Genomic DNA, 10,503 nt, shown 5'->3' on the forward strand with positions numbered 1-10,503 from the left:
GGTGGGGGGTACGGGACACGCCTTAAATCTCCAGTTAGGCTCGGGCGGCACATCCATGTGCCTTTACGGTCCCGTACCCCCCACCCACCGGCCCCTCGATACAGGGTCGGTGGCCATGGGAAATGCCACGACCACTTGCCTTTGATCTTCGATGGCCACCGGCTGTTCGCCCAAAACCAAAAACGCCGGGCAAAGCCCGGCGTCTGGGAAACTTTCGAATGCCGACAGAATGTCAGCCGGCCAGCACACCCGCAGGCAACTGCATGGTGATGCAGTGCAGGCTGCCGTTCTGCCAGATCAGCGAGCGGCAGGGGACCTGCACGATTTCGCGGTCCGGGTAGGCCTGGGCCAGCACGTCGCGGGCGGCGTTGTCCGCTTCGTCGCCGTAGGCCGGCATCAGCACTGCACCGTTGAGGATCAGGTAGTTCGCGTACGACGCGGCCAGACGGCGGCCTTCGTCGATCACCGGGCGGGCCCAGGGCAGCGGGAACAGGCGGTACGGCTGGCCGGCGGTGGTACGCAGCGCGGCCAGTTCGTTGCCCATCGCCTGCAGTTCGGCGTAGTGCGAATCGGTGCTGTCATCGCAGGCCTGGTAGACGATGCTGTCTGCCGAGGCGAAGCGTGCCAGCGTGTCGATATGCGCGTCGGTGTCGTCGCCTTCCAGATAGCCGTGGTCCAGCCACAGCACCCGATCCTGCGCCAGCCAGGTGGCCATGTCCGCGCTGAGCGAGGCGCGGTCACGGTCCGGGTGACGTTCGTGCAGGCACTGCCAGGTGGTCAGCAGCGTGCCTTCACCGTCGGTTTCGATGCCGCCGCCTTCCAGGGCGAACGGAATGCTCTGCAGTTCCGCGTTGGCGAACAGACCCTGCGCGTGCAGCACGCCCACCAGCTGGTCGTCCAGGCTGGCCTCGAACTTGCCGCCCCAACCGGTGAAGCGGAAGTCCAGCAGACGGAAGCCGCCGTCGGCGCGACGCAGCGTGATCGGGCCCGAATCGCGCAGCCACGTGTCGTCGTACTGCGCGGTGACGAAACGCACGCGCTCCATGTCGATGCGGTTGGAGCGCAGGCGCGCGTCCGCATAGGCCTCCAGGTCATCGTCGGCGACGATGATCACCACCGGCTGGAAGCGGGTGATGGCCGCAACCAGGGCGATGTAGGTCTCTTCCACGTCGGCCAGGCGGTCAGCCCAGTCGGTGTCAGCATGGGGCCAGGCGATCAGGATGGCCGACTGGGATTCCCATTCGGCTGGAAAGCGGAGCGTTTCGTTCATGGTCTCGGTGCAATGGCCCGCGCCAGGCGCGGGCATAGGGGGGTCAGCGGATCGCCGGCTTCGGGCCGACTTCCTCCGCACTGGCCTTGTTGGCCACCACGTCGATCACCTTCGCCTTTTCAAAGTAGACGGTGAACTGCGGGTAGACCCAGCGGTTGATGGTGGGCCACTGGCGCTTCTGGCCGCCACGCGGTTCCAGCTTCTCAGTGGGTTCGCCGAAGGTGGCCAGCACCTGGGTGGCGGTCTGCCCGCGCACCGGCACCATCGCAGCAGGCTGCTCCTTGGTGCGGTCGATCAGCAGGGTGTCGGCGTGGGCGCTGGCGCAGGCCAGCAGGGCAAGCAACGGCAGGGTGGTCAGGTAACGCTTCATCTCGATCTACTCCCCAGTGTCAAGAAATGCGATTACAACAAAAAACGGCAATAAAAAACCGCCCGTAGGCGGTTTTTCATTCAGGTAGGACGCGGCCGGTGGCCGTGACCTGCCTAAGGCTCAGCGCTGGCGAGCCTTGAAGCGCGGGTTCGACTTGCAGATCACGAAGATCTTGCCGCGACGACGGACGACCTTGCAGTCGCGGTGACGGGACTTGGCCGACTTCAGAGAGGACAGGACTTTCATTGCATACCTCGGCGTAAACGTGGATTCAGGTGGAGCGCGGCCGCGATATGCAGATGACAATCGGCAGGTGACGCTCGTTCAAGCCCGCCATTCTACCGGCCTTTTCTCCATCCTTTCAAGTGGTTGCACCAAAAAGGTCTCAGCGGGGGTCGGGCAGGGGCTAGAATGGGGGGTCCATCACACAGGGAAACCCATGAATCCGCATCCCCCCGTGCTTACCATCGACGGTCCTTCCGGGGCTGGCAAGGGCACCGTCAGCCGCATTGTCGCACGGCGGCTGGGCTGGCATTACCTGGATTCGGGGGCGCTGTACCGGGCTGTGGGCGTGGCCGCCAGCTGGGCCGACATCGACACCTCCGACGCCTCGGCGCTGGTCCGGTGCACCTTCGACACCAAGGTCCGCTTCGTCGAGACCGCGGACGGCGCACTGCGTGTCATGGTCAATGAGACGGATGCCACCGACGAGCTGCGCCTGGAAACCACCGGCGCGCTGGCCTCGGCCATTGCCGCCATCCCCGAAGTCCGGTCCGCGCTAAAGGAACGCCAGCGCGCATTCAGGGTCGAGCCCGGCCTGGTCGCCGACGGCCGGGACATGGGCACGGTGATCTTCCCGGATGCCCCATTCAAGGTCTTTCTGACCGCCAGTGCCGAGGAGCGCGCCGAGCGCCGGCATAACCAGTTGAAAGACAAGGGGGTTTCTGTTAACTTTGATGACCTCCTGCGCGAGATCATGGCCCGCGACGCCCGTGATGCACAGCGCACAGTGGCGCCCCTGAAGCCGGCAGACGATGCCGTCGTCATCGACACCAGTGGAATCGGCATCGACGAAGTCGTTGCCAGGGTTCTGGATCTGCTTCCGGTTTCGGGTGCCTGATCCGTTGTAAGGAGGCCGTCAATCCATCGACGGTAGTCGCACCATTGCAAGGCAACACAAGCTCCGTCCCGCACTGATGCGTGGCGGTTTTCCTACTTAACACACGACCTGCTTTTCCGGGGTCGACCAACAGGCGGGCAGTACACGGAACCCTTGAAGGGAACCCCTGCCCATGTGTCCAACAGAGTAAATCTAATGACCGAATCATTTGCCGAACTGTTCGAAGCCAGCCAGGCCAATCTGGCCAAGCTGAAGCCGGGCGCCATCGTCACCGGTACCGTCGTGGAAGTCCGCGGCGACGTGGTGGTGATCAACGCTGGCCTGAAGTCTGAAGGCATCGTGCCGATCGAGCAGTTCCGTAACGACGCTGGCGAAATCGACGTCGCCGAAGGCGACCTGGTCAAGGTTGCCCTTGACTCGATCGAAAACGGCTTCGGTGAAACCGTCCTGTCGCGCGAGAAGGCCAAGCGCGCCATGGTGTGGGACGAGCTGGAAGAAGCGTTGGAAAAGAACGAAACCATCACCGGTCGCATCAGCGGCAAGGTGAAGGGTGGTTTCACCGTGGACATCAAGGATGTCCGCGCGTTCCTGCCGGGTTCCCTGGTCGATGTGCGCCCGGTGCGCGATCCGGCCTACCTGGAAGGCAAGGAGCTGGAATTCAAGCTCATCAAGCTGGACCGCAAGCGTAACAACGTTGTTGTGTCGCGCCGCGCTGTCGTCGAAAGCGAGCACTCGGAAGAGCGCGAGCAGCTGATGGACAAGCTGCAGGAAGGTGCCATCCTGAAGGGTGTCGTCAAGAACCTGACCGACTACGGCGCGTTCGTGGACCTGGGCGGTATCGACGGCCTGCTGCACATCACCGACATGGCATGGAAGCGCGTGCGCCATCCGTCCGAAGTCGTGAACGTCGGCGACGAGCTGGACGTGCGCGTGCTGAAGTTCGACCGCGAGCGCAACCGCGTTTCGCTGGGCCTGAAGCAGCTGGGCGAAGATCCGTGGGACAACATCGCCCGTCGTTACCCGGCCAACAGCCGCGTGTTCGGCAAGGTCTCCAACGTGACCGATTACGGCGCGTTCGTCGAGATCGAGCCGGGCGTCGAAGGCCTGGTGCACGTTTCGGAAATGGATTGGACCAACAAGAACGTCAACCCGTCCAAGGTTGTGCAGGTCGGTGACGAAGTCGAAGTGATGGTGCTGGACGTCGACGAAGAGCGTCGCCGCATCTCGCTGGGCATGAAGCAGGTTGCCGCCAATCCGTGGGAAACCTTCGCTGCCATCCACAAGAAGGGCGACAAGGTGTCGGGCCAGATCAAGTCGATCACCGACTTCGGCATCTTCATCGGCCTGGACGGCGGTATCGACGGCCTGGTGCACCTGTCCGACATCAGCTGGAACACCACCGGCGAAGACGTGGTCCGCAACTTCAAGAAGGGCGACAACCTGGACGCCGTCGTCCTGGCCGTCGATCCGGAACGCGAGCGCATCAGCCTGGGCGTCAAGCAGCTGGAGCAGGATCCGTTCGGTCAGTACATGGCTGCCAACCCGAAGGGTTCGAAGGTCGAAGGCGTGGTCAAGGAAGTGGACGCCAAGGGCGCAACCATTGAACTGGCTGACGGCATCGAAGGCTATGTGTCGGCTCGCGACGTTGCCAATGAGCGCGTTGACGATGCGACCCAGTTCCTGAAGGTCGGCGACAAGGTGGAAGCCAAGTTCGTGGGCATGGACCGCAAGGGCCGTACCCTGCAGCTGTCGATCAAGGCCAAGGACGACGCCGAAATGCGCGAAGTGCTGGAGGAATACCAGTCTGCTTCGGGCGGCACCACCCAGCTCGGCGCGCTGCTGCGTGCACAGCTGAACGGCAACAAGTCCGAGTAATCGGTCTTACCCGTTTGCAGTAGTTTCCTGAGCGGCCCGGACATCTGTCCGGGCCGTTTCAGGGTTGGAATCCCTCGAAGCGAGTCCGCAATGACCAAATCCGAGCTGATCGAAATCCTGGCGCGCCGACAGGCGCATTTGAAGTCGGACGATGTCGATCTGGCGGTAAAGTCGTTGCTGGAAATGATGGGGGGTTCGCTGGCTGGCGGTGATCGCATCGAGATCCGCGGGTTCGGCAGTTTTTCGCTGCACTACCGGCCGCCCAGGCTGGGGCGCAACCCCAAGACCGGTGAATCGGTCGCGTTGCCGGGCAAGCATGTCCCGCATTTCAAGCCGGGCAAGGAACTGCGCGAGCGCGTCAGCGCCGTGGTTCCGCTGGAAGGCGATCCCGCCTGAGTCTGCACGTCTGCCACGCCGCAGGCTGGTAGAGCGGACCGTCGGTCCGCTACTCTTGGTCCCTAACGGAATGGGAGCTGCCACATGAAAGTTGCACGTCTGTTGATCCTGTTGGCCGTGCTGGTCGCCGGGCTCATTGTCGGTGCCCTCAATTCGCAGGAAATGACCCTCAAGCTCGGGTTTACCGAGATTCATGCCAGTACGGGCCTTGCGATCACCATTGCGCTGCTGGCTGGCGTGCTGATCGGAGCCGGACTGGTGCTGGTGGGCATGGTCATTCCCCTTTACTCGAAGCTGCGCAAGGCGCAGAAGACGCTGCCGGTCACGCCGGCTGCACCGGTTGCACCTTCTACTTCTTCTTTTGACGGACGCTGAGCGCCGATGGAATTCGTCTCCGAGTGGTTCTGGTTTTTCCTGTTCCTGCCGCTGGCAGCGGTCTCTGGCTGGGTGATCGGTCGGCGCGGTGGCCAGCGCCACGGTGACAACCAGGTCAGCCGCCTTTCCAGCACCTATTTCCGCGGCTTGAACTATCTGCTCAACGAGCAGCCGGACAAGGCCATCGAGCTGTTCCTGCACATCGCCGAGCTCGACAAGGAAACCTTTGAAACGCAGGTCGCGCTGGGGCATCTGTTCCGTCGCCGTGGCGAGGTCGACCGCGCCATCCGCCTGCACCAGGGCCTGGTCAACCGCACCGACCTGAGCGACGCACAGCGCGTGCAGGCGCTGCTGGCGCTGGGCGAGGACTACATGAAGTCCGGTCTGCTCGACCGTGCTGAAACCGTGTTCACCGAGCTGGCCCGGATCGACCAGCGTGCCCCGCAGGCGCTCAAGCACCTGATCGGCATCTACCAGGCCGAACGCGACTGGGAAAAGGCGATCGACAACGCCACCCGCTACGAGGAAGTGACCGGTGAGCCGATGGGCAAGCTGGTCGGGCAGTTCGAGTGCGAACTGGCCGAGCGCTTCCGCGGTGCCGGCAAGATCGATGAGGCCAGGGAGGCGATTGCGCGGGCCTATCAGGCAGATGCCATGTCGGTGCGCGCCGGCATCATCGAAGGCCGCCTGGAAACCGATTCCGGCAACGCCGAAGCGGCCGTCCGCGCATTCGAGCGCGCCGCCCGCAACGATCCCGAGTATCTGCCCGAAGTACTGCAGCCGCTCATGCAGAACTACCGCAAGGTCGGGGACCTGGGCGGGGCGCGTGCCTTCCTTTCGGAAATGACCGAGCACTACCGTGGCATCGCCCCGGTGCTGGCCCTGACCCAGCTGATGGAAGAGCAGGAGGGTGTGGCTCCGGCCCGCGCCTACCTCGGCCGCCAGTTGAAGGACCGCCCGTCGGTGCGGGGTGAGTCGGCGCTGATCGACCTGACCCTGGCCGAAGGCGCGGATTCCACCGCGACCCTGCACGACCTCAAGCACATCACCGACCAGCTGCTGGTCCGCAATCCGGCTTATCGCTGCACCCGTTGTGGCTTCGGCGCACGCACCCACCATTGGCAGTGCCCGAGCTGCAAGGAATGGGGCACGGTCAAGCCGCTGCTGAACTACGCGGTGCTGTAAGCCATGGTGCCGACAGCTGGGCTGGGGTTGCTGGCGGTGCTGGCAGCCTCGGCGGCGCTCACCTGGGGTGCGCGCCATTACGCGCTGCGGCGCAACCTGATGGACCAGCCGGGCGAGCGACGCAGCCACGTCGTGGCGACGCCGCGTGGCGGCGGTATCGCCATTGTCCTGACCCTGCTGCTGGCGGCAGCGGCTGGTGCCCTGATCTGGCCCGCCGCCCGCCTGGCGCTAGGGGTATTCAGTCTGGGGCTGGCACTGGTGGCAGGGATCGGCTGGTGGGACGACCACCGGCCGTTGCCGGCGGTGCGCCGACTGCTGGTCCACGTGGTAGCGGCGGCGCTGCTGGCCGGGCTGGTCTGGCAGGCGACCGGCAATCCGCTCCAGGCCGTGCTGGCCCTGCTGTTCACCACGTCCCTGATCAACATCTGGAACTTCATGGATGGGATCAACGGGATTGCCACCACCCAGGCGGTGCTGGCCGGTGTGGCCTTTGCCTGCGTGCTCCCGGGACCGTTCGCGCTGGCGGGGTGGGTACTGGCGGCCGCCTGCCTGGGCTTTCTGCCATTCAACTTCCCGCGCGGGCGCATCTTCATGGGCGACGTCGGCAGTGGGGCGCTCGGCTACGCCATTGCCGCGCTGGTGTGTCTGGGGAGTGCCGTTACCGACATTTCCTGGCTGCTGCTGCTGGTCCCGCTAACCGCGTTCCTCGTGGACGCTGGCTTCACACTGTTGTCCCGCATGCTTTCGGGACAACGCTGGATGGAACCCCACACCCAGCATCTGTACCAACGCGCGGTCCAGCGCGGCTCAGGTCACACTTTTGTGACTGGTATGTACTTTGTTTTTGGTCTGTTCAGTATTACAGTGTTTAATGCTTGCACGTATTTGCAGCCGAGGTGGGAGGCTGCCGTGGCCGTCGCGTGGTTGATTCTGGCGACCGGTCTTTGGCTACTCCTGCGCAAGGGAATGCGCCACTTATAGGATTGCTCGTTTTATGACGCCTTGGCAGGACCGTTTCACCAGTCTGCTTCCACGCGCCGCGATTGTGGTGCACGACCTGTTCATGGTCTGGGCATGCTGGCAGCTGCTGCACGCAGGCCGGTACTCGATGCTGGCTGACGCCCCGTCGCTGCCCCTCTGGAACGTGGATACCTCGCTGGTCCTGGTCATCCAGGCCATCGTGTTCTGGCGTGTCGGTCTCTACCGTGGCCTCTGGCGGTTCGCCAGCGTGGCCGACCTGCTGCATATCTTCAAAGCCAGCTTCATCGGCCTGCTCGCCATTGTGGTGGTGCTGGCCTACAAGCGCTTTGCCGGCGTGCCGATGTCGGTGCTGGTGATCTACCCGTTTGCCTTGTCCGCGCTGCTGGGCGCGCCGCGCCTGCTGTATCGCGCGTGGAAGGACTACCAGTCGCTGCAGACCGATGCCAGCGCCCGCCGCGTGCTGATCCTCGGTGCGGGCCAGGCGGCCGAAGCACTGGTCCGTGACCTGCGCCGTTCGGGCGACTTCGAGCCGGTTGGCTTACTGGATGACGCCCCGCATCTGCAGGGGGCCAAGCTGCAGGGGTTGCCGATCCTGGGCACGCTGGACGATGCCCCCTCGATCGTCCGCGAAACCGCCGCCAAGCTGCTGGTCATCGCGATTCCCTCCCTGGATGCCGCCGGCATGCAGCGGGTGGTGGCCATCTGCGAAAGCACGGGCGTGCCGTTCCGCACCGTGCCCAAGATCAACGACGTGCTGCTGGGGCATTCGCTGCCCGGCGAGCTCAAGGAAGTCGCCATTGAAGACCTGCTGGGTCGCAAGCCGATCCTGCCGGACTGGTCGCTGATCCGCGGCTGGCTGGGTGGGCGCACCGTGCTGGTCACCGGCGCGGGCGGCTCGATCGGCTCGGAACTGTGCCGCCAGTGCGCCCGCCATGGAGCAGGGCGGATCGTGCTGCTGGAGATGAGCGAGCTGCTGCTGCTGACCATCGAAGCTGAACTCAAGCGCAGCTTCCCGGAACTGGAGGTCGAGGCGGTGCTGGGCGACTGTGGCGACCCGGCGGTGATCCGCCACGCGCTTTCGCTGTCCCCGGTCGATGCCGTGTTCCATGCCGCTGCTTACAAGCAGGTGCCCGTGCTGGAGCGCCAGCTGCGTGAAGCGGTGCGCAACAACATCCTGTCCACCGAAACGGTGGCGCGGGCCTGCGTGGAAGCGCGCATCGAGCACTTTGTGTTCATCTCCACCGACAAGGCAGTGGATCCGGTCAACGCACTGGGCGCCAGCAAGCGCTATGCGGAGATGATATGCCAGAGCCTGGATCAGAAGACCACCAACACCCGGTTCGTCACCGTGCGCTTCGGCAACGTGCTGGCCTCGGCCGGCAGCGTGGTGCCGCTGTTCCGCGAACAGATCCTCAAGGGCGGTCCGGTCACCGTGACCGACCCGGAAGTGACCCGTTACTTCATGACCATTCCCGAGGCCTGCCAGCTGATCCTGCAGGCAGCCGCATCGGCTTCGCATGGGGCGATCTATACCCTGGACATGGGCGAGCCGGTGCCGATCCGGGTGCTGGCCGAGCAGATGATCCGTCTGGCCGGCAAGCAGCCGTACAAGGACATCGCCATCATCTACACCGGCCTGCGTCCGGGCGAGAAGCTGCACGAGACGCTGTTCTATTCCGACGAAGACTATCGCCCCACCGCGCATCCGAAGATTCTCGAGGCCGGTGTGCGCACGTTCGCGCGCGACCAGGTGCTGGGCAACCTCCCGCGCCTGCGCGAGGCCATTGCGAACTACGACACCGATGCGATCAATAGCATCCTGTTCGCGACCATGCCGGAGTTCTCGCCGCTGCAACAAGAAAATCACGTCGGATCGGCTAATGTAGTGCCCTTTCCGGCACGAGAGGCCAGCAGGCAGTGACCCAACAGCGTATCCGCAAGGCGGTGTTCCCGGTGGCAGGACTGGGAACGCGCTTTCTTCCCGCGACCAAGACCGTTCCCAAGGAAATGCTGCCGATCATTGATCGGCCGCTGATCCAGTACGCCGTCGACGAAGCGATCGAAGCAGGGTGTGACACCCTGATCTTCATCACGAACCGCTACAAGCACGCGGTGGCTGATTACTTCGACAAGGCCTACGAGCTGGAGCAGAAGCTCGAGCGCGCTGGCAAGCATGAGCAGCTGGAGCTGGTGCGGCATGTGCTGCCCAACGGTGTGCGTGCGGTGTTTGTCACCCAGGCAGAAGCGCTGGGCCTGGGCCATGCCGTGCTGTGTGCCAAGGCCGTGGTCGGTGACGAGCCGTTCGCGGTGCTGCTGCCCGACGATCTGATCTGGAATCGCGGCGATGGTGCGCTCAAGCAGATGGCCGACCTCAATGAGGCCACCGGTGCCAGCGTGATCGCGGTGGAAGATGTGCCGCACGAGAACACCGCCAGTTACGGCATCGTCGCCACCGAGGCCTTCGACGGCCGCAAGGGGCGCATTTCGCAGATCGTGGAAAAGCCCAAGCCGGAAGACGCGCCCAGCGACCTGGCCGTGGTGGGCCGCTATGTGCTCAGCCCGAAGATCTTCGAGCTGCTGGAGGCCACCGGCACGGGTGCCGGCGGTGAGATCCAGCTGACTGACGCGATTGCGACGCTGCTGAAAACCGAAGAAGTGGACGCCTATCGTTTTGAAGGCACTCGTTTCGACTGCGGTACCCATCTGGGCCTGGTCGAGGCCACCATCCGCTTCGCGCTGGAAAGCCACAAGCTCGGCAAGCCGGCACGCGAGAAGCTGGCGCAGATGCTGGCCGAAGACGAGGGCTGATGGTAGGTGCGCACCGTTGGTGCGCACCGCATTGAAAAAGGCAGCCTTGCGGCTGCCTTTTTTGTTTCGGTAGCGCCGGCCGGTGGCCGGCCCAGGCGGGTATGAGGGCCGGCGAACAGCCGG

Annotated in this window: 11 protein-coding genes; 8 read left to right on the forward strand and 3 right to left on the reverse strand. The window is 64.2% G+C overall.

Going from position 1 to position 10,503, the window contains the following annotated elements; genetic code table 11:
* Positions 1-232: 232 nt before the first annotated feature.
* The 3 genes from QMX83_RS17155 to ykgO form a co-directional block, all read right to left on the reverse strand.
* Positions 233-1,270 (reverse strand): agmatine deiminase family protein, encoded by a 1,038-nt coding sequence (locus QMX83_RS17155; protein WP_282297852.1) that lies wholly within the window; start codon positions 1,268-1,270, stop codon positions 233-235.
* Between the two features lie 43 nt (positions 1,271-1,313).
* Complete coding sequence (locus tag QMX83_RS17160; protein ID WP_282297853.1) at positions 1,314-1,640, reverse strand: hypothetical protein; 327 nt, start codon at positions 1,638-1,640, stop codon at positions 1,314-1,316.
* Between the two features lie 120 nt (positions 1,641-1,760).
* On the reverse strand, positions 1,761-1,886 hold the full coding sequence (ykgO, locus tag QMX83_RS17165) for a type B 50S ribosomal protein L36 (protein ID WP_017355593.1): 126 nt from the start codon (positions 1,884-1,886) through the stop codon (positions 1,761-1,763).
* A 193-nt stretch (positions 1,887-2,079) separates the two neighbouring features.
* Here ykgO and cmk point away from each other — a divergent pair, with 193 nt between their 5' ends.
* From cmk to galU, 8 genes are all read left to right on the forward strand, one after another.
* Positions 2,080-2,760, forward strand: a complete 681-nt coding sequence (gene cmk, locus QMX83_RS17170; RefSeq protein ID WP_282297854.1) for a (d)CMP kinase — start codon at positions 2,080-2,082, stop codon at positions 2,758-2,760.
* 195 nt (positions 2,761-2,955) lie between these two features.
* Positions 2,956-4,635 carry a 30S ribosomal protein S1 gene (gene rpsA, locus QMX83_RS17175; protein ID WP_125360535.1) on the forward strand — a complete coding sequence of 560 codons (1,680 nt, stop codon included), beginning with the start codon at positions 2,956-2,958 and terminating at the stop codon, positions 4,633-4,635.
* A gap of 90 nt (positions 4,636-4,725) precedes the next feature.
* Positions 4,726-5,031: an integration host factor subunit beta gene (locus tag QMX83_RS17180; RefSeq protein ID WP_125360534.1), complete on the forward strand. Its 306-nt coding sequence runs from the start codon at positions 4,726-4,728 to the stop codon at positions 5,029-5,031.
* Between the two features lie 84 nt (positions 5,032-5,115).
* Positions 5,116-5,406 (forward strand): LapA family protein, encoded by a 291-nt coding sequence (locus tag QMX83_RS17185; RefSeq protein ID WP_282297855.1) that lies wholly within the window; start codon positions 5,116-5,118, stop codon positions 5,404-5,406.
* 6 nt (positions 5,407-5,412) lie between these two features.
* The gene (gene lapB, locus QMX83_RS17190) at positions 5,413-6,591 is read left to right on the forward strand and encodes a lipopolysaccharide assembly protein LapB (protein WP_282297856.1); all 1,179 of its coding nucleotides are present in this window, start codon (positions 5,413-5,415) and stop codon (positions 6,589-6,591) included.
* 6 nt (positions 6,592-6,597) lie between these two features.
* Positions 6,598-7,572: a glycosyltransferase family 4 protein gene (locus tag QMX83_RS17195; RefSeq protein WP_282297859.1), complete on the forward strand. Its 975-nt coding sequence runs from the start codon at positions 6,598-6,600 to the stop codon at positions 7,570-7,572.
* Between the two features lie 13 nt (positions 7,573-7,585).
* Positions 7,586-9,493 (forward strand): nucleoside-diphosphate sugar epimerase/dehydratase, encoded by a 1,908-nt coding sequence (locus tag QMX83_RS17200; RefSeq protein ID WP_282297857.1) that lies wholly within the window; start codon positions 7,586-7,588, stop codon positions 9,491-9,493.
* The gene (gene galU, locus QMX83_RS17205) at positions 9,490-10,380 is read left to right on the forward strand and encodes a UTP--glucose-1-phosphate uridylyltransferase GalU (protein ID WP_282297858.1); all 891 of its coding nucleotides are present in this window, start codon (positions 9,490-9,492) and stop codon (positions 10,378-10,380) included. Before QMX83_RS17200 ends, galU begins: the two co-directional genes overlap by 4 nt.
* Positions 10,381-10,503: the final 123 nt, after the last annotated feature.

Origin of the sequence: Stenotrophomonas sp. PS02289, from assembly GCF_029960115.1 — a bacterium.
Lineage (GTDB): Bacteria > Pseudomonadota > Gammaproteobacteria > Xanthomonadales > Xanthomonadaceae > Stenotrophomonas.